Annotated in this window: 19 protein-coding genes; 9 read left to right on the top strand and 10 right to left on the bottom strand. The window is 65.2% G+C overall.

The genetic code is table 11. The features are described from left to right. Positions 1 to 14: 14 nt before the first annotated feature. Positions 15 to 1,484 carry an IMP dehydrogenase gene (gene guaB / locus N5C91_RS06575; protein WP_024762983.1) on the bottom strand — a complete coding sequence of 490 codons (1,470 nt, stop codon included), beginning with the start codon at positions 1,482 to 1,484 and terminating at the stop codon, positions 15 to 17. A 148-nt stretch (positions 1,485 to 1,632) separates the two neighbouring features. Here guaB and xseA point away from each other — a divergent pair, with 148 nt between their 5' ends. The 4 genes from xseA (at position 1,633) to N5C91_RS06555 (ending at position 5,217) form a co-directional block, all read left to right on the top strand. After that, entirely contained in the window at positions 1,633 to 3,012 is a 1,380-nt protein-coding gene (gene xseA / locus N5C91_RS06570; protein WP_236174159.1) for an exodeoxyribonuclease VII large subunit, read from the top strand. Between the two features lie 6 nt (positions 3,013 to 3,018). Next, a complete protein-coding gene (locus N5C91_RS06565; protein ID WP_279828628.1) occupies positions 3,019 to 3,774 on the top strand; it encodes a M15 family metallopeptidase in 756 nt (251 codons plus the stop codon). Between the two features lie 217 nt (positions 3,775 to 3,991). Beyond that, positions 3,992 to 4,828: a M23 family metallopeptidase gene (locus N5C91_RS06560; protein WP_279828626.1), complete on the top strand. Its 837-nt coding sequence runs from the start codon at positions 3,992 to 3,994 to the stop codon at positions 4,826 to 4,828. Beyond that, positions 4,828 to 5,217, top strand: coding sequence for a DUF2809 domain-containing protein (locus N5C91_RS06555; protein WP_279828624.1), 390 nt, complete (start codon positions 4,828 to 4,830; stop codon positions 5,215 to 5,217). Before N5C91_RS06560 ends, N5C91_RS06555 begins: the two co-directional genes overlap by 1 nt. On the opposite strand, the gene N5C91_RS06550 is transcribed toward N5C91_RS06555, so the two are convergent. The 5 genes from N5C91_RS06550 to N5C91_RS06530 form a co-directional block, all read right to left on the bottom strand. Further along, on the bottom strand, positions 5,198 to 5,740 hold the full coding sequence (locus N5C91_RS06550) for a GNAT family N-acetyltransferase (protein WP_279828622.1): 543 nt from the start codon (positions 5,738 to 5,740) through the stop codon (positions 5,198 to 5,200). The genes N5C91_RS06555 and N5C91_RS06550 overlap by 20 nt on opposite strands. Then, on the bottom strand, positions 5,740 to 6,246 hold the full coding sequence (locus tag N5C91_RS06545; protein ID WP_236174164.1) for a copper chaperone PCu(A)C: 507 nt from the start codon (positions 6,244 to 6,246) through the stop codon (positions 5,740 to 5,742). Before N5C91_RS06545 ends, N5C91_RS06550 begins: the two co-directional genes overlap by 1 nt. Positions 6,247 to 6,374: 128 nt before the next feature. Then, the gene (locus tag N5C91_RS06540; RefSeq protein ID WP_279828619.1) at positions 6,375 to 7,745 is read right to left on the bottom strand and encodes a PepSY domain-containing protein; all 1,371 of its coding nucleotides are present in this window, start codon (positions 7,743 to 7,745) and stop codon (positions 6,375 to 6,377) included. Positions 7,746 to 7,798: 53 nt separating this feature from the next. After that, positions 7,799 to 9,895 carry a TonB-dependent copper receptor gene (locus N5C91_RS06535; protein ID WP_236174166.1) on the bottom strand — a complete coding sequence of 699 codons (2,097 nt, stop codon included), beginning with the start codon at positions 9,893 to 9,895 and terminating at the stop codon, positions 7,799 to 7,801. A gap of 105 nt (positions 9,896 to 10,000) precedes the next feature. Beyond that, positions 10,001 to 10,459: a DUF2946 domain-containing protein gene (locus N5C91_RS06530; protein WP_279828616.1), complete on the bottom strand. Its 459-nt coding sequence runs from the start codon at positions 10,457 to 10,459 to the stop codon at positions 10,001 to 10,003. A gap of 401 nt (positions 10,460 to 10,860) precedes the next feature. On the opposite strand from N5C91_RS06530, the gene leuA reads away from it, so the two are divergent. The 4 genes from leuA (at position 10,861) to N5C91_RS06510 (ending at position 16,044) form a co-directional block, all read left to right on the top strand. After that, positions 10,861 to 12,531 carry a 2-isopropylmalate synthase gene (gene leuA / locus N5C91_RS06525; protein ID WP_236174168.1) on the top strand — a complete coding sequence of 557 codons (1,671 nt, stop codon included), beginning with the start codon at positions 10,861 to 10,863 and terminating at the stop codon, positions 12,529 to 12,531. Positions 12,532 to 12,604: 73 nt separating this feature from the next. Continuing rightward, complete coding sequence (locus tag N5C91_RS06520; protein ID WP_279828614.1) at positions 12,605 to 13,081, top strand: hypothetical protein; 477 nt, start codon at positions 12,605 to 12,607, stop codon at positions 13,079 to 13,081. Positions 13,082 to 13,353: 272 nt separating this feature from the next. Then, positions 13,354 to 14,724 (top strand): MFS transporter, encoded by a 1,371-nt coding sequence (locus N5C91_RS06515; RefSeq protein ID WP_279828612.1) that lies wholly within the window; start codon positions 13,354 to 13,356, stop codon positions 14,722 to 14,724. Between the two features lie 81 nt (positions 14,725 to 14,805). Next, complete coding sequence (locus N5C91_RS06510; protein WP_279828610.1) at positions 14,806 to 16,044, top strand: OprD family porin; 1,239 nt, start codon at positions 14,806 to 14,808, stop codon at positions 16,042 to 16,044. A gap of 42 nt (positions 16,045 to 16,086) precedes the next feature. Here the strand turns inward: N5C91_RS06510 and N5C91_RS06505 are convergent, their stop codons facing one another. Continuing rightward, positions 16,087 to 16,419: a DUF5629 family protein gene (locus N5C91_RS06505; protein ID WP_236174171.1), complete on the bottom strand. Its 333-nt coding sequence runs from the start codon at positions 16,417 to 16,419 to the stop codon at positions 16,087 to 16,089. Between the two features lie 133 nt (positions 16,420 to 16,552). On the opposite strand from N5C91_RS06505, the gene N5C91_RS06500 reads away from it, so the two are divergent. Beyond that, the gene (locus tag N5C91_RS06500) at positions 16,553 to 17,506 is read left to right on the top strand and encodes an aldo/keto reductase (RefSeq protein WP_279828607.1); all 954 of its coding nucleotides are present in this window, start codon (positions 16,553 to 16,555) and stop codon (positions 17,504 to 17,506) included. A 97-nt stretch (positions 17,507 to 17,603) separates the two neighbouring features. Here N5C91_RS06500 and N5C91_RS06495 read toward each other — a convergent pair whose 3' ends face one another. The 3 genes from N5C91_RS06495 to der form a co-directional block, all read right to left on the bottom strand. After that, positions 17,604 to 18,398: an amidohydrolase gene (locus tag N5C91_RS06495; RefSeq protein WP_279828605.1), complete on the bottom strand. Its 795-nt coding sequence runs from the start codon at positions 18,396 to 18,398 to the stop codon at positions 17,604 to 17,606. Then, on the bottom strand, positions 18,386 to 19,534 hold the full coding sequence (locus N5C91_RS06490; protein WP_279828602.1) for a pyridoxal phosphate-dependent aminotransferase: 1,149 nt from the start codon (positions 19,532 to 19,534) through the stop codon (positions 18,386 to 18,388). The genes N5C91_RS06495 and N5C91_RS06490 overlap by 13 nt, the downstream gene beginning before the upstream one ends. Positions 19,535 to 19,614: 80 nt before the next feature. Beyond that, positions 19,615 to 21,102 carry a ribosome biogenesis GTPase Der gene (gene der / locus N5C91_RS06485; RefSeq protein WP_045210518.1) on the bottom strand — a complete coding sequence of 496 codons (1,488 nt, stop codon included), beginning with the start codon at positions 21,100 to 21,102 and terminating at the stop codon, positions 19,615 to 19,617. Between the last annotated feature and the right edge of the window lie 79 nt (positions 21,103 to 21,181).

The raw sequence follows: 21,181 nt of genomic DNA, 5'->3' as shown, positions 1-21,181 counted from the left end.
TAACCGAAAAGCCCTTAACCTACGCGGTAGTTCGGGGCTTCCTTGGTGATCTGCACATCGTGGACGTGGGACTCGGCCATGCCGGCGCCGGTGATGCGCACGAACTGCGGCTTGGTGCGCATGTCCTGGATATCGGCACTGCCGGTATAGCCCATGGCGGCACGCAGGCCACCCATCAGTTGGTGAACGATGGCGGTCAGCTGGCCCTTATAGGGCACGCGACCTTCGATGCCTTCCGGCACCAGCTTCTCGGCGCCGGCGGAGGCGTCCTGGAAGTAGCGGTCGGAGGAACCGGTGGAACCGGCCATGGCGCCCAGGGAGCCCATGCCACGGTAGGACTTGTAGGAGCGGCCCTGGAACAGTTCGATCTCGCCCGGCGCTTCTTCGGTACCGGCGAACATCGAGCCCATCATCACGCAGTAGGCGCCAGCCACCATGGCCTTGGCCAGGTCGCCGGAGAAACGGATGCCGCCGTCGGCGATCAGCGGAACGCCGGTGCCTTCGAGGGCGGCGGCGACGTTGGCGATGGCGGAGATCTGCGGCACGCCGACGCCAGCGACGATACGGGTGGTGCAGATGGAGCCCGGGCCGATGCCGACCTTCACGGCGTCGGCGCCAGCGTCAGCCAGTGCCTTGGCCGCTTCGCCGGTGGCGATGTTGCCGCCGATGACCTGGACTTGCGGGAAGGTTTCCTTGACCCAGCGGACGCGATCGATCACGCCTTTGGAGTGGCCGTGGGCGGTATCGACGACAACCACGTCAACGCCGGCAGCGACCAGGGCGGAAACACGCTCGCCGGTATCGGCGCCAGTGCCGACCGCTGCGCCGACGCGCAGGCGACCCAGGTCATCCTTGGACGCCAGCGGGTAGGTCTTGGCCTTCTCGATGTCGCGGAAGGTCACCAGGCCAGTGAGGTAGAAGTTCTCGTCGACGATCAGCATCTTCTCGATGCGGTTCTCGTAGAGCGCCGCCTTGATCTCTTCCAGCGGGGTGTTCTCGCGGGCGGTGACCAGCTTGTCCTTCGGGGTCATGATCGCGGCCACGCTGTCGCCGATGTTCGGCTTCACGCGCAGGTCGCGGCCGGTAACGATGCCGACCAGCTCACCCTCTTCCACCACCGGGAAGCCGGAGAAGCCGTACTCGCGGGCGATCTGCAGCAGCTCGATGATCTTGGTCGACGGGGTCACGGTGACCGGGTCGCGAACGATGGCGGTCTCGTGCTTCTTGACCTTGCGAACTTCGGCAGCCTGCTGCTCGATGCTCATGTTCTTGTGGATGATGCCGATGCCGCCTTCCTGCGCCATGGCGATGGCGAGGCGGGCTTCGGTCACGGTATCCATCGCGGCGGACACCAGCGGGATGTTCAGTTCGATGCCACGGGTCAGGCGAGTCTTCAGACTCACGTCCTTGGGCAGGACTTCCGAATAACCTGGGATCAGGAGGACGTCGTCGAAAGTGAGGGCTTCTTGGCTGATGCGCAGCATGGCGGGGGCTCCCGATCGGGAAAAATGGAAGCGCGGCATTATATCCCAGCTGAGGGGTGCGGCTCAACGTAACCAGACGATCTGAATGCAGTCTTTATCTGGCTTACGTGCTGGCCCCTGTCCACAGGCCCGCTTATCATCCTTCGCCATGCAGAAAGATCCCTTTCAACGGCTGGGCCTCGACCGCGAGGTTCTGACCGTCAGCCAGCTCAACCAGCGCGCCCGCCACCTGCTGGAGGACGTGTTCCCGCAGGTCTGGGTCGAAGGCGAGATTTCCAACCTCGCCCGCCCCGCATCCGGCCACATGTACTTCACCCTCAAGGACAGCAACGCCCAGGTGCGCTGCGCGCTGTTCAGGCAGAACGCCCTGCGCGTGCGCCAGGCCCTGCGCGACGGCCTGGCCGTGCGGGTGCGCGGCAAGGTTTCGCTGTTCGAGGGGCGGGGCGACTACCAGCTGATCGCCGATACCGTCGAACCCGCCGGCGATGGTGCGCTGCGCCTGGCCTTCGAGGCGCTGAAGGAAAAGCTCGCCGCCGAGGGCCTGTTCGCCGCCGAACGCAAGCAGGAACTGCCTGCGCATCCCAGGCGCATCGGCATCGTCAGCTCGCCCACCGGCGCGGTGATACGCGACATCATCAGTGTGTTCCGCCGCCGCGCCCCACAGGTCGAGCTGACCCTGATCCCCACTGCCGTGCAGGGCCGCGAAGCCATCGGGCAGATCGTCCGCGCGCTCAAGCTGGCCGATGCGCAGGGCTTCGACGCGCTGATCCTGGCCCGTGGCGGCGGCTCGCTGGAAGACCTCTGGTGCTTCAACGAGGAACCGGTAGCCCGCGCCATCGCCGCCTGCGTGACGCCCATCGTCAGTGCCGTGGGCCATGAGACCGACGTGTCCATCAGCGATTTCGTCGCCGACGTGCGCGCACCGACGCCCTCGGCCGCCGCCGAACTGCTCGCACCCCACAGCGGCGACCTGCAACAACGCCTGGACAGCCTGCGCCGCCGGCTGATCCTGCGCATCCAGGACCGCCTGACCCGCGAACGGCTGCGTCTGGAAGGCACGGCCCGACGACTGCGCCACCCCGGCGAGCGCCTGCGCCAGCAGTCCCAGCGCCTGGACGACCTGGACATGCGCCTGCGCCGCGCCTTCGAGCGCCAGCTGCAGATCCGCCAGGAGCGTGTGGCGCGCCTGGATACCCGCCTCGCCGCGCAACATCCCGGCCGCAACCTGGCCCTGCTGCGCCAGCGTCTGGACAACCTCAGCGCCCGCCTGCCGCGCGCCACCAAAGCCATGCTCCGCGAACAGCGCCAGCGCCTGGATGGCCTGATGCAGACGCTGCACATCGTCAGCCCGCTGGCGACCCTCGGCCGTGGCTACAGCATCCTCCTGGACGACAAGGGCCAGGCCATCCGCAGCGCGGCGCAGACGAAGAACGGCCAGCGCCTCAAGGCCAGGCTGGGCGACGGCGAGCTGGAAGTGCGCGTGGAAGACAACCACCAGGCGCCCGTCACCCTTTCCCTGCTGGACTGACTGCCGATGACCGACCTGCTCGCGCCGATCCTGCCGCAACCCGACCCGGACTGGGCCGAGGCCTTCCGGGTGCCGATCATCGAATGCGACCAGCCGTTGCAGGCACTGAGCATCGCCAGCGGATTCAGCGTATGGCCGGCGTACCACCGCCTCGGCGTGCCCAACGCGCAGCCGGAATGCTATGCCCGCACGGAAGTCTTCGAGCGCCTGCTGCTCGCGGCCAGCCTGCTGCCCGACGGCCTGCGCCTGGTCATCCTCGACGCCTGGCGGCCGTTTGCCGTGCAGCAGCACCTGTACGACACGCTCTACGACATCCTCCACCAGCACCAGCCGGACGCCGACCCCGCCGAACTGACCCGGCGCACCCGCGAATTCGTCGCCCCGCCCAGTACCCGCACGGAATCACCCAGCCCGCACCTCACCGGCGGCGCCATCGACCTCACCCTGTGCGACCGCGAAGGCCGCTGGCTGGACATGGGCAGCCTGTTCGACGAGGCCACGCCACGCTCGTATACCCGCCACTACGAAGAGATTTCCGAGCCCGACGAATCGCAACGGCGTATCCGCGACAACCGCCGAATCCTGTTCAACGCCATGCACGCGGCGGGCTTCAGCAACCTCTCCAGTGAGTGGTGGCACTACGACTACGGCGACCAGCTGTGGGCCGCTCATCTGGGCAAGCCCCACGCCATCTACGGCCCGGCACAGGTACTGCCGCTAGAACAGCTGTGGCGCCAGCAGCTCGAGGGCCTGCACCGGTAGCAGTCGCTTTGTAGGATGGCGTGGAGCGCAGCGATACCCATCAATAGGCGCAGTTGAGTTATCGATGGGTATCGCTGCGCTCCACCCATCCTACGTTGGTGCTCCTGGATTGATCGGCAGTACAACTGGATTCCGCTTTCGACGAAATCGTCCCGCTCGCCGAAGAGCGCCGTGTAGACTGCCCGCTTCATCCGCCGATACGTCCACGGATTGCGCCATGTTTCGACTCTTCTGCCTGCTCGCCGCCGCCCTTCTCACCCTGCCCGCCCATGCCGAAGGCTTCATCAGCCGTACCCTGAACAAGCCGGTGCCCGGCGGTGTCGCCGTGGTGCAACTGGGCCAGGATGCCGCCGTGCCCACCGCCACCTTCCAGGGCAAGCCGGTGCTGGTGGTGCGTGAAGAAGGCCGTGACTGGATCGCCATCGTCGGCATCCCGTTGACCGCCAAGGCCGGCAGCCAGCAGATCGCCGTTAAGCAGGGCGGAGCCAGCCGCAACCTCGGCTTCAGCGTTGGAGCCAAGCACTATAAAGAGCAGCACATCACCCTGAAGAACACCCGCCAAGTGAACCCGCTGCCCGAAGACCTCAAGCGCATCAACCGCGAGCTGGCCGAGCAGACCGCCGCCTACCGCAGCTTCAGCCCCGGCACGCCAAGCAACCTGGTGCTCGACAAACCGGTCAACGGCCCGCTCTCCAGCCCCTTCGGCCTGCGCCGCTTCTTCAATGGTGAGGAGCGCAACCCGCACTCGGGCCTCGACTTCGCCGTGCCCGCCGGCACGCCGATCAAGACACCGGCCGCCGGCAAGGTGATCCTGATCGGCAACTACTTCTTCAACGGCAACACGGTGTTCGTCGACCACGGCCAGGGCTTCATCAGCATGTTCTGCCACATGTCGAAGATCGACGTGAAGGTCGGCGACCAGCTCCCGCGCGGCGGCGTGGTCGGCCGCGTCGGTGCCACCGGCCGCGCCACCGGGCCGCACATGCACTGGAACGTCAGCCTGAACGACGCCCGCGTCGATCCGGCGATCTTCATCGGCGCGTTCAAGCCCTGATGCAGCTTCGTTTCGATGGACGCAGCGCGATCTTCGCGCTGCTCTGGTTTGCCGTACTCGTCTGGCTGGCCACGGCCGGCGCGCACCTTGGCTGGCTGCGCGGCTTTGGCGGCGACGTGCTGGCGGTGATCTGGCTGTACTGCCTGCTGCGCGCCGCGCTGGATGCGCCCGCGCACTGGCTGGCCGTAGCGGCGCTGGCCTGCGGGCTGCTGATCGAATTCGGCCAGTTCCTCGCCGCAGCCTTCCACTGGCAGATCGGCAACCGCGCACTGCGCATCGTGCTGGGCGCCACGCCGGACTGGCTGGATGTACTGGCCTACTGCATCGGCTTCGCGCTGATCCTTGTGGCGCGACAGGCGCGCATGGCCCTCAGGCCAGCGGGTAGCTGAAGAACAGCGCCATTTCCCCGGGCAGCACCTGCGCCGGGTCGTAGAGGTCAGTGGAGAGTCCACTGAGGGCGAAGCCACGGGAGCGGTAGAAGCCCACCGCCGGCAGGTTGAGGCTCTGGGTTTCCAGCCACAGGTGGCGCGCCTCGGTGCCGCGCGCCCAGTCCAGGCAACCGTCCAGCAGTTGCTTGCCTACGCCCAACCCGCGCGCCTCGGGGAGGACGAACAGGTCGTCCAGCACCGCGCGGCGGTTCCAGATTTCGTAGTGGGCGATGGCAAAGCCCAGGCGCTCGCCTTCTTCGTCGACGACCACGGCGGTCCAGTCGGCCGCCGTGACGTCATCCTTCAGATCGGCGAAGGGATAGCGCTTGGTCTGCGTCTCCGCCAGACGCTCCTCGCGCAGGATGAAACCATCGGCGGCGCTCTCGATGCGCAGGATCGAGTCGCTCGAGTAGCTGCCGTCGAAACCCAGCAGCCACTCGCCGTCTTGCGCCCACACCAAGGGGCGCAGGAGCCGGTCGCTCATCAGTTCATCTTCATGCCGTGCATGTCGTGGCCCATGTCGGTGCCCCCCTCTGCTCCTTTAGAGAGCGGGGCTTCTTTCTGCACGGCGATCTCGACCTTCACGTCACCGGCCTTCTGGAAGTGCAGGGTCAGCGGGAAGCGCTCGCCATCGGTGAGCGGCTTCTTCAGGCCGAACAGCATCAGGTGGTACTGGCCCGGCGCGAAGATGACCTTGCCGCCGGCGGGAATATCCACGCCCTCGACCTTCTGCATCTTCATCATGCCGTCCTTCTCCACGTGCTGGTGGATTTCGGCGCTGGCGGCGCGATCGGTATCGGCGCCGAGCAGACGGTCCGCGTCCTTGCCGTGGTTCTGCACGATGAAGTAGGCGGCGCCGTTCACCGAGTTGGCCGGCAGCAGCAGCGACCACGGGTGGTCGATGTGCAGGTTGCCGGCCTCGTATTCGTGGGCCATGGTGGCGCCGGAGAAGCCCAGCAGGACAGCGAAAGCGAGCAGGGTTTTACGCATGTTCGAGACTCCAGTTGGCTTGTGATCAGATCCGCCACAAGGGCGATAAAACATCGGGCCGCGGGCGCAACGATCGCGCCGCAGCATAGCCTGCCTCGCGGCAGGCGTCAGGTTGAAACAGGTACGCATCAGCCCAGCGCCGGGCTGCGCGGCTTGAAGCGCGACAGCACCGCCCAGTCCAGCGCCCATACCAGCAGCAGCGATGCGCCCACCAACGGGAAGGCGATGCCGAGGATGAGCATGATCGCCACCCCGCCCTTCCACACCGGCAGCGCATGGGGCATCGGCGGCACGCCGAGGCGGCCCTGCGGGCGGCGCTTCCACCAGATCCACAGGCCGCTGCCGGCGCTGAGCAGGATCATCAGGCAGACCGCGAGCATCAGCAGCTGGTTGAACAGGCCGAACATCTTGCCTTCATGCAGCATCACGCCGGATTCGACGCCCTTGGCCACCAGCCCGTAGTCCTTCCAGCGCACGTCGGCGAGCACCTTGCCGGTGTACTGGTCGATGTGCAGGGTGGCGTCGTTGCGCGAGTCGTCGGCGAACACCGAGACAGTGAATACGCCCTCGGCGCCCTTGGGCAATGCGACGGCATAGCCCGGTGTCACGCCGGCCTTGTCGGCCGTATCGACCACCTGCTGCAGGCTGATCTGCGGCATTGCCATGCCGCCGGAGCCGTGGGCCATGTGTTCGGCGTGGGCGCCGCCGGACATCGGCATCGGGGTGTTTTCCATGGCCCAGGGAATGGTCTGGCGGTGCGCCTCGTTGAGCGAGCGCGCCTCCAGGTCCGATTTGGGCACGTCGTTCCACATGGCCACCGGGAAGCGGTTCCAGACATCGGCGAAGGATTTTCCCCAGAAGCCGGTCCAGGTCATGCCGGTGAGCAGCATGAACAGCATCAGCAGCGAGCCCCAGAAACCGACCACCACATGAACTTCGCGCCAGAGCGCACGGCCGCGGCGGGACAGGTCCGGCCAGAGCAGCACGCGCAGGGAACGCTTGCGCGGCCACCACAGGTACAGGCCGGAGACCACCAATACGATGCCCCAGCCGGCGGCCAGTTCGATCAGCCGGTCACCGATGGTGCCGATCATCAGCTCGCCGTGCAGCGCGCGGGCCATGGCCTGCAGATTGGACTTGGCGTCCTGCACGCCGAGCAGCTTGCCGCTGTAGGGATCGACGAAGGCATTCACCTCGCGCCCATCGAGCTGGGCGACGAACTGCGCGCTGCGGTCGGCGGCCGGTGCCGGCAAATACTGGCTGACCTGCAACTGCGGGTTCTCGTGGCGCAGGTGCATCAGTTGCTCATCGGCGGACAGCCGCATCTCTCCCGGTTTCACGTGCAGCAGGTCGCTGTACATCAGCGGGTCGAGCTGTGGCTTGAACAGGTAGATGATGCCGGTCAGCGACAGCAGGATCATGAACGGTGCGACGAACAGCCCGGCATAGAAGTGCCAGCGCCAGGCCAGGTTGTAGAAGTCGAATGTCTTGTTCTGCATTCGTTGATCTCCTCACGCAAGGAGGCCCCCGACCAGCGGGGGCCGGTCGGGCATCAGAACGAGAAGTCCACTTTGGTCCAGAACGTGCGTCCCGGCTCGTGGATCGATTCAGGGTCGTTGGCCGGGTAGCCGAAGCCGGCGTTGCCCGCCAGGTTCAGGTGCTCGGCGTAGTCCTTGTCGAACAGGTTGTCGACGCCAGTGCTGACCTTGAGGTTCTTGCTCAGCTTGTACGCGCCGTTGAGCGAGAACACCGCAAAACCGGGGCTTTCGTCGAAGTCGTAGCCGACCACGTTGCCCTGGTTCTCGGCGATGCGGCCCTGGTGCGCGACCACGCGCCAAAGACCGCCAGCGCTCCAGTCGCCTTCCTCGTAGGTCAGGCCGAAACGTGCCTCCAGCGGCGGCATTTGCGGCAGCGCGGTGTCGTCGGTGGTGTTCTTGCCCCAGGCATAGGCCAGGGTTCCGTCGGCGGTCCAGTTGCTGGTCAGCGCGTAGGCCGCGCCCAGTTCGCCGCCCATGATGCGGGCGTCGACGTTCCGCGCCTGGGAGGTGCGGCCCATCATGCCGCCGGGCATGTAGTCGAACAGGATGTAGTCGCGAATCACACCGACGTAGCCCGACGCCCAGGCCTTGAGCTTCTCGTCCTCGTACTGCGCGCCGAAGTCCAGCTGGGTGGTCTTCTCCGGCTTGATGCTGTCGAAGGCGTTGACCGAACCGCTCGGGCCCTTGTCCGGGGAGAACAGCTCCCAGTAGTCGGGGAAGCGCTGTACGTGACCGAGGCCGACGTAGAGGGTGGTCGGCGTGTCGGCCAGATCGTGCTCGTAGCGCGCAAAGCCACTGGGCAAGGTATCGGCGCGCGTGTCGTCGGCAGTGGGGTTGGGCATCGCCATCATCCCCGAGCCGGAGCTCTGCCGGTAATCCTTGACCGAAGCGCGGTCCAGGCGCGCACCGGTGATCACGCGATCGCGGTCGGCGGCGTACCAGGTCAGCTCACCGAACGCGCCGTAGTTGTGGAACACGGCGTCCTTGTCCCACGGCTGCTCGTCATAGGTATTGATCCCCATGCCGCTGCGCTCACGGTGTTCGTTGGTCTGCGCATCGACGCCAGTGATCAGCTTGAAATCGTCCCAGCGCCAGGTGGCGGCCAGGCGCCCGCCGAGGGTGCGGCGGTCGACATTGGAGGCCATGGGGCCGGCCATCATGCCCATGCCTGAGGGCGTGCGCAGGCTGTAGTTGTCCATCACGTGGTCGGCGTAGTTGTAGTAGACCTGCGCCTCCAGCTTGTCGAGCACCTCGCCGATGTTGGACTTCTCGAAGCGCAGGCCGAGGCTTTCGCGCTTGAACTGCGAACCGTCCATGCCGCGTCCGGCATAACGCGCTTCGCCATCGCCCTTGCCGGCGGTGAGTTCGACCAGGGTGTCGGCGTCCGGCGTCCAGCCCACAGCCACGTCGCCGTTCCACTTGTTCCAGCGCGAGGGCACGGTATTGCCGCTGCCGTCCTCGTAGTCGTCGGACTGGGACTTGTTGCCGGTGACGCGCAGGTAACCCAATGGTCCGCCGGCGGCCGCATCCAGCACCCGGTCGAAGCGGCCATTGGAGCCAGCGGTGAGGCTGCCGTTGACCCGCATGCCCAGCTCACCGAAGCGCTCCGGCTCGCGGTCGAAACGGATGGTGCCAGCCGAGGCGCCCGGCCCCCAGATCACGGTTTCCGGGCCTTTCACCACGGTGAGTTTGTCGAAGGTCTCCGGCGAGATATAGGAGGTCGGCGCGTCCATCCGCGCCGGGCAGGCGCCGAGCATGGTAGTGCCGTTGGTGAGGATGTTCAGACGCGAGCCGAACATGCCGCGCAGCACCGGGTCACCGTTGGTGCCGCCGTTACGGATGGAGGAGAAGCCGGGGATGGTCTTGAGATAGTCGGCGCCGTCGCTGGCGGGGATCGGTTGGCGCGGCTGCTTCGGATCAGTGACCACGGTCAGCGGCGAACTCTGCGCCACGGCGGTGATGACACTGGGAGACAGCTCGGTGACATGCGCCGAGTGATCTTCTTCCTCGGCCAGCACAGGGACGGCAGTGAAACCGCCGAGGGCGGTCAGCGCGCACAGGGCGCGCAGGCCGACGGCAGTTTGCCGACGGCGCATAGGCATGCGGGACATTCCATGAATTCCATGATCAGTGATGACGCCCGCTCCACACGTACTCGCACGGCGCGCTAGCGAATGCAGGCATCCGCGCCGGGGTCGGGGAGTCGGGATTGCAGGTCAGCCGATCAGGAGCGGGGGTGCGCGGGAACGGGCGCCGGGAAAGACCGGCGAGTCGGGAATGCGCGAGGAAAGCAGCTGGACGACAGGGGCGCCGGCGCTGGGCAGGCCGTGGTCAAGCAGGACTGGCGGCGGAGTCAGCGGCGGGCTGTGGATCAGCAGGCTGCAATAGCCGCACTTCTCCATGAAGGCGTCGGCGGTGAGCGGCTGTTCGCCGTGGGAAGTCGGTGCCGCGTGTTGTGCAGCAGCCCGGTGCCCATCCGAACAGGCCATTTCGTCCATGGCGGCGACGGCCGCACCATGGTCCATGGCCTTGCCATGCTCCATCGGCATGACGTGATCCATGGGCATGGCGTGATCCATCGGCATCGACTGGGAAACCAGCGGGCCGACATAGATCATCAGCATGGCGAACAACGCCAGCCAGGTGCCTACGCCTTGTCGAGTGCGACGGGTCACGAAATGTCCTTGAGCAGGGTATGCCCCACCTGCGGCGGGGGTGCGCAATGATCGCACGGAGTTACAAAGCTCCGCTGCGGCACGTGGACGCAGAATCAGTTAAGCACAGCGTTAAGCGCTAGGAATAATTGCTGAAAATCAACATCACCAACAATTAATCATCGCAAAAATGCAGTAATAGACTTTTTCTACCAAATTTCCCCAAATGCTTGCCATTGGTCTCCGAGGCCTTTAGCTTGGCACTCATGAAAACCGCACACACCCTCATCCTGCTTCGCCAACACGCCTGCCTGCGTCTGGTCAGCCCGCGACTGCGTGGCTGAGCCCCCCTCCCCCGGTTTCGCCTCATTTCGTTTTATTTGCGCAGGCCCCGCAGGCCGCAGAGAACAAGGATTCCGCTCATGAGCATGTTGAAAGACCCGTCGAAGAAATACCGTGCCTTCACTCAGATCACCCTGCCCGACCGCACCTGGCCGGACAAGATCATCGACAAGGCACCGATCTGGCTGTCCACCGACCTGCGCGACGGCAACCAGTCGCTGATCGAGCCGATGGACGCCGAGAAGAAGATGCGCTTCTTCAAGTGCCTGGTGCAGGTCGGCCTGAAGGAAATCGAAGTGGGCTTCCCGTCCGCCTCGCAGACCGACTTCGACTTCGTTCGTGAGCTGATCGAGGGCGGCCACATTCCCGATGACGTCACCATCCAGGTGCTGACCCAGGCCCGCGACGATCTCATCGAGCGCACCTTCGAGTCCCTCAAGGGCGCGAAGAAAGCCATCGTCCACTACTACAACGCCTGCGCACCGAGCTTCCGCAAGATCGTCTTCAACCAGGACAAGGCCGGCGTGAAAGCCATCGCTGTGGCCGCAGGCCAGACCATCAAGCGCCTGGCCGACGCCGCGCCGGAAACCCAGTGGGGCTTCGAATATTCGCCGGAAGTGTTCAGCTCCACCGAGACCGATTTCGCCGTCGAGGTGTGCAACGCGGTGATCGACGTGTTCCAGCCGACTCCGGCGAACCGCCTGATCCTCAACCTGCCCGCTACCGTCGAGTGCGCCACGCCGAACAACTACGCCGACCAGATCGAGTGGTTCGGCCGCCAGATCAACAAGCGCGACAGCGTGCTGATCAGCCTGCACACCCATAACGACCGTGGTACTGGCGTGGCCGCGTCGGAACTGGCCCTGATGGCCGGCGCCGATCGGGTAGAAGGCTGCCTGTTCGGTAACGGCGAGCGCACTGGCAACCTCTGCCTGGTGACCATGGCGCTGAACATGTACACCCAGGGTATCGATCCCGAGCTGGACTTCTCCGACATCGATGCCGTGCGTAAGGTGGTCGAAGAGTGCAACCAGATTCCGGTGCACCCGCGTCACCCGTATGTCGGCGACCTGGTCCACACCGCCTTCTCCGGCTCCCACCAGGATGCCATCCGCAAGGGCTTCGCCCAGCAGAAGGAAGACGCCGTGTGGGAAGTGCCGTACCTGCCGATCGACCCGGCGGACATCGGCCGCAGCTACGAGGCAGTGATCCGTGTGAACAGCCAGTCCGGCAAGGGCGGCATCACCTTCCTGCTCGAACAGGAATACGGCATCAGCCTGCCGCGCCGCATGCAGATCGAGTTCAGCCAGGTCGTGCAGAACGAGACCGATCGCCTCGGCCTGGAGATGACCGCCGAGCAGATCTACACCCTGCTGCAGACCGAGTACCTGCAGGCTGTCTCTCCGTTCGGCCTGAAGAACTACCGTCTGCAGGAAGAGAACGGTACCTGCGCCATCGATATCGACGTGACCCACAAGGGTGAGCAGCACCACTGGCACGGCAAGGGCAAGGGCACCCTGGAAGCCCTGGTCGCCTCGCTGCCGGTGGACGTCGAGATCATGGACTACAACGAGCACGCCATCGGCGCCGGCACCAATGCCCGCGCGGCCGCCTATATCGAACTGCGTGTCGAGGGTGGTCGTTCGCTGCACGGCATCGGCATCGATGAAAACATCACCACCGCGAGCTTCCGTGCGCTGTTCAGCGCCCTGAACCGTGCCGTGACGCTGGGCCACGCGAAAGCCGCGTAAGCCTGGTAATACAGCAGTCCCCTTTGCCCCGGACGCCTCGTGCGTCCGGGGCTGTTTTCAACGGAGTGAAAACATGACCGATACACCACAGGACAACCCCTTCCAGACGCCCGCCGCGGTACTTCAGGATGGCCCGGCCGTCGCCACCGGCGAACCGCTCTACCGCCTCGCCGCCGTGGGCATCGCCACCTTCTTCGGCACGCCGGTCGCCGGAGCCTGGGTCATCGCGCAGAACCTCAAACGTCTGGGCCGCCACGCTCAGGTGCGCAACGCCTGGATCACCGGCATCGGCGCCCTCGTTGCGATCTTCCTGCTGGGCATGTTCCTGCCGGATAGCGTCCCCGCCACCCCCATCAACATTGCCGCCGTCTTCGGCATGTATCACTACGCCAAGCAGCACACCGGTGCAGCTGTCGAGCAGCATGCGGCCCAGGGTGGCCAGTTCACCTCCAACTGGCGTGCTTTCGGCGTCAGCCTGCTGTTCCTGCTCGCGGTCATGGCCGTGGTCTTCGGCGGTGCCTTTGTCCTGGCGCTGTTCGGGCTGATCTGAATCACCCTCTGCACATCACCTAAAGATTCCCCCTAGCCCCCTAGGGGGAAGTCTCCGCAATGCTGGGGCTCGCCCCGATTACTCCCCGCTCCCCCCTTCCCTAGTCTTGCCTGCACTGCTGCGAAAGCGGCAGGCAAACAAAAAACCGTGTCACGCAATCAGACACTTTCGGCCGCCCCTGCCTTGCGTACAGAGGCGCCTGGTTACCTACAACAACAACGAGCTCGACGTGCTTGGCCATCTGCCTTCACCCGCTTCAGGAGCCAGTAACCGTGAACCCGCAATCTCCCCACCCGCAATCCGTCCACACTTCCCGTTATTCCTGGTATGTCGTCGTGCTGTGCATGGTGGCGTATATCTTCTCCTTCGTTGACCGGCAGATCCTCTCGCTGATGATCGAGCCGATCAAAGCCGACCTGCAGATCAGCGACACCCAGTTCAGCCTGCTCAGCGGGCTGGCCTTCTCGCTGTTCTATGCCTTCATGGGCCTGCCCATTGCCTACCTCGCCGATCGCTCCTCGCGGGTCAGGATCATCGCCATCGGCGTGGCCTTCTGGAGCTTCGCCACCGCGGCGTGCGGCCTGTCGAAGAACTTCCTGCAGATGTTCCTCGCGCGCATGAGCGTGGGCGTCGGCGAAGCCGCGCTGACCCCGGCGACCTACTTGATGCTCGCCGACCTGTTCCCCAAGGAAAAACTCGGCCGCGCGCTGGGGCTGTACTCCATGGGCGCCTTCCTCGGCGGCGGCCTGGCCTTCCTGGTCGGCGGCTACGTGATCGAGGCGCTGCGCGACGTACCGGCCATCGACCTGGGCTGGTTGGGCCAGGTGCGTTCCTGGCAGATCGCGTTCTTCATCGTTGGCTTGCCCGGCGTGCTGGTGGCGCTGCTGATCGCGCTGACCATCCGCGACCCGGCGCGCAAGCTGGGCGATCGGGAGCAAAAGGCAACGGTTCGTGACGGGCTGCGTTTCCTGGGGCGCCATCGCGCCACCTTCGCCTGCCACTACCTGGGTTTCTCCTTCTTCGCCATGTGCCAGTACGCGCTGATGGGCTGGGCGCCGGCCCTGTACATCCGCCAGTACGGCCTGTCGCCGCTGGAGGTGGGCTACATACTCGGCGGCATTTTGCTGGTGCTCAACACCGCCGGGGTGTTCTGCGCCGGCTGGCTGGTGGACGTGCTGCAGAAGCGCGGGCGCAGCGATGCGGCGCTGATCAGCGGCATGCTCGGCGCCGCCTGCACCATCCCCTTCGTCATCGGTTCGGTGACGGCCGGCAGCCTGCAGCTGTCGGTGCTGCTGATGGGCGCGGCGATGTTCTTCTGCGCCTTCTGCATCTCCACCTCGGCAGCCGCCATGCAGGTGCTCACACCCAATCGCCTGCGCGCGCAGGTGTCGGCGCTGTTCCTGCTGGTCTCCAACCTTATCGGCCTGGGTGTCGGCACCACCCTGGTCGCGCTGCTCACCGACCAGTACTTCAAGGACCCGAAAGCCGTCGGCTCCTCCATCGGCATCATCGTCACCCTCGCCGGATTGCTCTGCCTGTGGCTGCTGGGCAGCGGGCGCAAGCACTTCCGCCGCAGCCTGGGCCAGGAGCAGACAGTCCAGCCTGAAGCGGTATCGCTGGATAACACCGCCGCCGCGAACTGATCGCGCCCGCCTCGACAAGACGTACGCCCGTTCGCCGGCGTGGCGCCCTGCGCCCCGGCGAACGATGCTCAGGAGATGACGATGTTGCGTAATCGCTTTGCCAGTGCGCTGCTTTCCAGCGCGCTGTTGCCCCTCTGTGCCCAGGCCGACCTGATCGACGACAGCCGCCTGGACACCTCGCTGCGCAACTTCTACATGTTGCGCGATTACCGCCAGGACAACGCTCCGCAGTCCCAGGCGGGCAGTTGGTCGCAGGCGGTGCTGGCACGCTTCAGCTCGGGCTTTAGCGAAGGCACCATCGGTGTCGGCATGGACTTCACCGGTTTCTACGCCTTGAAGCTCGACGGCGGCGCCGGCACCAGCAACGACAGCAACCTGCCCTATGACCGCACGACCGGCGAGCCGGTGGATGACTTCAGCCGTGGTGGCGCCACGCTAAAGCTGCGCTATTCGAAGACCACGCTGAAAGTTGGCCTGCTGGAGCCACGCCTGCCGGTGATCTTCCAGGACGATGTGCGCGTGCTGCCACAGACCTTCCAGGGCGTGATGCTGGAGTCTAAGGAGTCGGAGCGCTTCAAGTTCACCGCCGCGCAGCTATGGAATACCAGCACCCGCGCCTCCAGCGACCGCGAGTCGTTCTACCTGGCCACGCGTCCTGCCAGCCAGGACAGCAACAAGCTGAATCTGGGCGGCGTCGATGCGCAGTGGACGCCTGGACTGTCCACCAGCTACTACTTCGCCCAGCTCGAGGACATCTACGACCAGCACTATGTCGGCGCCAACTTCAAACAGCCGGTCGGCGAGAACACCGCGCTGCTCGGCACCCTGAGTTACTTCCACAACGAGGAGTCGGGGCAGGCGCTGTCCGGTCGCATCGACAACCGTGCCTATGGTGCGCGGCTGGGCGTGAAACACGGCAGCCACACGCTATCGGCCACCTACCAGCGCATGCTGGGCGAGGACATGTTCCCCATGCTGCTGGGCAACACGCCACAGCCCTATCTGGTCAACTGGGTGACCAACGGCGGCTTCTTCTGGGCGCAGGAGCGCTCTTACCAGCTGCGCTACGACTATGACTTCGCCAGTCTTGGCCTGCCGGGCCTGACGCTGATGACGCGCTATACCAAGGGCACCGATATCTCGCGCCCTGGCAAGAGCGATGGCCACGAGTACGAGCGCGACACGGATATCGGCTACACCATCCAGGGCGGGCCACTGAAGTCAGTGTCCTTGCTGATGCGCACCTCAACCGTGCGCAGCAGCTACGCCAGCGATTATGACGAGGTGCGCTTCATCACCAGCTACCCGCTGGCGCTCTGAAGGCCCTGAAATGAAGAAGGCCCCTTTCGGGGCCTTGTTCATTCACTCGTCGTCGCCACTGGCCGTTACCGCGCCCAGGCAACACAGGCGGTGCTGCTGCTCGCCTGCGTGGAGCAGCCAGCTCTCGTCCTCGGCCTGATAGCTGGCCTCCATCACCTGGTTGTAGCTGAAGCGCCATTCGCGGCGATCACGGCCGTCGATGGATTCGATCTGCAGGACAACGTCTTCACTGGCAAAGGGGTGCCCGGCGTTGGCGGCGGCGTCCGCCTGGTCCAGTAGTGCCTCGTTGAGCTCGAACTGCCAGGCATGCAGGCCGTCGATCAAGAGCATGTCGGCGGTTTCCAGCTGGTCCAGCAGATAGGGAGTCGTGGTCATGTTCGGCACTCGGCAATTGGGCTGGCCGCCATGATAGACCAGCTGGGTGGCGGCTGCCGGTTATTCCGCCCGGCGCGGCCAGAGGCGGCGTCTACACTGAGGGTTCTCGCACACCCCAGAGGAGGCAAAGCAGATGCGTACACGCGAACTCGGACAATCGGGCCTGAAGATTCCCGCGCTGGTGTTCGGCGGTAATGTGTTCGGCTGGTCCGCCGACGAAGCGACCTCCTTTCGCCTGCTCGACGCCCTGCTCGACGCCGGACTCAACTGCATCGACACCGCGGACGTGTACTCGCGCTGGGCTCCCGGCCACGATGGCGGCGAGTCGGAAGCACTGATCGGCAAATGGCTGAAGAAGACCGGCAAGCGCAACCAGGTGCAGATCGCCACCAAGGTAGGCATGGACATGGGCAACGGCCACAAGGGCCTGTCGGCGGTTTACATCGAGCAGGCGCTGGGGCGTTCGCTCAAGCGCCTGCAGACTGACTATATCGACCTCTACCAATCCCACTGCGATGACCCGCATACCTCCCTGGAGGAAACCATGGGTGCCTTCGCCGAGGCAGTAGAGAGCGGCAAGGTGCGGGTGATCGGCGCGTCGAATCTGGAGGCCAGGCGCCTGCGCGAAGCGCGCGAGGTGTGTGAACGTCTGAAGCTGCCGAACTACCAGAGCCTGCAGCCCAACTACAACCTCTACGATCGCGCCAACTACGAGACCAACCTGGAGCCCACGGTGCAACAACTGGGTCTCGGCGTCATCAGTTTCTACTCGCTGGCGGCGGGGTTCCTCACCGGCAAGTACCGCAGCGAGGCGGACCTGGGCAAGAGCAGCGTGCGCGGTTACAAGGTGAAGAACTTCATGAACGCGCGCGGCTTCGCGATCCTCGATGCACTGGAGGAAGTGGCTGGCGAGCTGAATGCCACGCCAGCACAGGTCTCCCTGGCCTGGCTGATGGCCCGCCCGAGCATCACCGCACCGATTGCCAGCGCATCGAAGCTTGAGCAGTTGCCGGACCTGATCGCAGCGGTGGACCTGAAGCTCAGTGACGAGGCGATCCAGCGCTTGAACACAGCCAGCGCTTATTGAGCGGGGCGAAAACATCGCGGACAGAGTCCGCTCCTACGCGGTGTCAAGTTTCGTAGGAGCGGACTCCGTCCGCGATTGATTTCAGCGAGGCACGACTTCAGCGACGGATGTCGAACTCGTCCGCATCGAGATTGGCCGGGAAGCGTTCCCGGTAGGCCGCCAGCTCCGCCGCATTCAGGGCGATCTGGAATACCCCGTCGGCACTGCCGGCCGCCAGCAGGTTGTCGCCCTGGAAGTCCAGCACCTGACTGTCGCCGGAATAGGCATGGCCCTTGCCGTCTTCGCCGACACGGTTGACCGCCGCGACGTAGCAGAGGTTTTCAATAGCCCGCGCGGGTAACAGGCGGTTCCAGTGCTGCCGGCGCGCGGCCGGCCAGTTGGCAGTATAGAGTAGCAGGTCGGTGTCCTGGGCATCGCGGCTCCACACCGGGAAGCGCAGGTCGTAGCAGACCAGCGGGCGAATCCGCCAGCCCTTCCATTCCAGCAGTATCTGCTGCTCGCCCGGCGTGTAGTGCTTGTGCTCGCCGGCCATGCGGAACAGGTGGCGCTTGTCGTAGTGCTGCATCTCGCCATCCGGGCGCGCCCAGAGCAGGCGGTTGCGATGACTGCCGTCGGCGGCACGGATGATCACGCTGCCGCAGACCACGGCATCGAGCCTCGAAGCCTGCTCGCGCAGCCAGGCGTAGGTCGCGCCCTCCTCCGCTTCGGCCAATGCCTCGGAGTCCATGGAGAATCCGGTGGTGAACATCTCCGGGAGGATCACCACGTCCGCGCCGCGGGCGCTCTCCAGCAGCGCGTCGAAGCGCTCGCGATTGGCCTTGGCGTCATGCCAGACCAGGGTGGTCTGCACCAGGGCAAGCTTGAGGTCGGGCAGTTGGCTCAGATCGCGCATAGTCGTTCCGCTGCCTGGCGCAGCGTCTCCTCTTTCTTGGCGAAGCAGAAGCGCACCAGGCGCATGTCTGCCGGGGCCTGCTGGTAGAACACTGAGACCGGAATGGCGGCTACGCCGTGCTCGCGGGTCAGCCACTCGGACATGGCGACGTCGTCGAGGTCCGGGCGGATCGCCGAGTAGTCCACCACCTGGAAATAGGTGCCAGCAGCGCGCTGGAAGGTGAAGCGCGAACCGTCCAGCAGGTCGCAGAACAGGTCGCGCTTGGCCTGGTAGAAGCCCGGCAGCTCGCGCAGGTGTTCGGGGTGCGCCGCCATGAAGTCGGCCAGCGCATGCTGCAGCGGGGTCACGCCGCAGAAGTTCACGTACTGGTGGATCTTGCGCATCTCCGCCGACAGCGCCGGCGGCGCCACCACGTAGCCGGTCTTCCAGCCGGTGACGTGGTAGGTCTTGCCGAAGGAGCTGATGACGAAGGCGCGCGGATACAGTTCGTCATGGGCCAGCACGCTGGCATGCTCCACGCCGTCGTAGACCAGGTGCTCGTAGACCTCGTCGCTGATGACGTAGATCTCGCGGTCGCGAATCAGCTCGGCCAGGCGATCCAGGTCGGCGCGGTCGATCAGCGCGCCGCTGGGATTGTGCGGGCTGTTGAGGAAGATCAGGCGCGTGCGCGGAGTGATGGCATCGGCCAGACGCTGCCAGTCGATGCGGAAGTCCGGCTGGCTCAGCGCGACATGCACACAGCGCCCGCCGGCCAGTTCCACCGAAGGCTCGTAGCTGTCATAGCAGGGGTCGAGGACGATGGCCTCGTCGCCGGCGCGGATCAGTGCCTGCACCGCACAGAAGATGCCCTCGGTAGCGCCGGGAACGATGGTTACTTCAGCGTCGGCGCTGACCTGGCGGCCATAGAGGCTGGCAACCTTGATCGCGACCTGTTCGCGCAGTGCCGGCAGGCCGGTCATCGGGCTGTACTGGTTGTGTCCGGCCATGACGTGGCGGCCGACGGCTTCGAGCAACGGAGCCGGGCCGGGGAAGTCCGGGAAGCCCTGGGAGAGGTTCAGCGCTCCGCTTTGTGCGGCGAGCTGGGACATGCGGGTGAAGATGGTGGTGCCGACATTCGGCAGTTTGCTGGCAATCATGGCTACAGGCGACAAGCTTCAGGCGGCAAGGGATGCCCCAGCTTATCGCCTGTAGCCTGCGGCCTGAAGCCCGAAAGACGTTATTTACGTTTGTCCTTCTTCTTCTTCTCGGCCTTCTTGTGGTGCGACATCAGGCGGCGCTTCTTGTTGACCTGGCGATCGGTGAGCTGAGTCTTCTTGCCCTCGAACGGGTTGTCGCCACCCTTGTACTCGATGCGGATCGGCGTACCGACCAGCTTCAGCACGCGGCGGAAGGTCTTCTCCAGGTAACGCGTATAGGCCTTGGGCACCGCGTCCACCTGGTTGCCGTGGATCACGATCAACGGCGGGTTGGCGCCACCCAGGTGCGCATAGCGCAGCTTGATGCGGCGGCCGTTGACCATCGGCGGCTGGTGGACCTGGATGGCGTCTTCCAGAATCTGCGTGAGCTTGCTGGTGGGCCAGCGGGTCACCGCGGAGCGGAAGGAGTCCTGCACCGACTTGTACAGGTGGCCGACACCGGTACCGTGCAGGGCGGAGATGAAGTGAATGTCGGCGAAGTCGGCGAACATCAGCCGGCGCTCGAGCTCGGTCTTCACGTAGTCGCGCTCGGCCGATTCCATGCCATCCCACTTGTTCAGCGCGATGACCAGCGCGCGGCCGGTTTCCAGCACGAAGCCGAGCAGGTTGAGGTCGTGCTCGACCACGCCTTCGCGCGCGTCCATGACGAAGATGACCACGTTGGCGTCCTGGATCGCCTGCAGGGTCTTCACCACGGAGAACTTTTCCACCGCCTCGAAGATCTTGCCGCGGCGGCGCACGCCGGCGGTGTCGATCAGGGTGTACTTCTCTTCGTTGCGCTCGAAGGGAATGTAGATGCTGTCGCGGGTGGTGCCGGCCTGATCGTAGACGATCACCCGCTCTTCACCGAGCATGCGGTTGACCAGGGTGGACTTGCCGACGTTGGGCCGACCGATGATGGCGATCTTGATGCCATCCTTCTCGCTCGGGCCGGGGATGCGCTTGGCTTCCTCACCCTCGGCAACCTCTTCCAGCTCGCTGGGCAGGTCGTTGTCTTCCGGCGCCTCGGGCTCCGGAGCGAACATCTCGCCCAGGGCTTCCTGCAACATCTGGGTGATGCCACGGCCGTGGGCGGCGGCAATCGGGATCGCATGGCCCAGGGCCAGCGGGCTGAACTCGGCGCGGGCGATGTCCGGATCGACGGTGTCGACCTTGTTGGCCACCAGGTAGGTGCGCTTGTTCTTCTTGCGCAGGTGCTCGCCGATCATCTCATCGGCAGCGGTAAGGCCGGCGCGGGAATCGACCATGAACAGGACGGCATCGGCCTCTTCGATGGCCTGCAGCGACTGCTCGGCCATCTTGGCGTCGATACCCTCTTCGTCACCGGAGATACCGCCGGTATCGATGACGATGAATTTCTTGCCCTGCCACTTGGCCTCGCCGTACTGGCGGTCGCGGGTCAGACCTGCGTACTCGGCGACGATGGCGTCACGGGTGCGGGTCAGGCGGTTGAACAGGGTGGACTTGCCGACGTTCGGGCGGCCCACCAGGGCTATAACGGGAACCATGCGGCTCTCCAGGAAATTTGATTTTCAGAAAACACGACGGCCGCTGCCGTTTTTCACGGCAGTGGCCGGCAGTAACACT

Origin of the sequence: Pseudomonas sp. GD03903 (assembly GCF_029840045.1) — a bacterium.
Classification (GTDB): Bacteria; Pseudomonadota; Gammaproteobacteria; order Pseudomonadales; family Pseudomonadaceae; genus Pseudomonas; species Pseudomonas pseudonitroreducens.
Note: the sequence above shows the minus strand (reverse complement) of the source record. Positions and strands in the feature narration are given on the sequence as shown.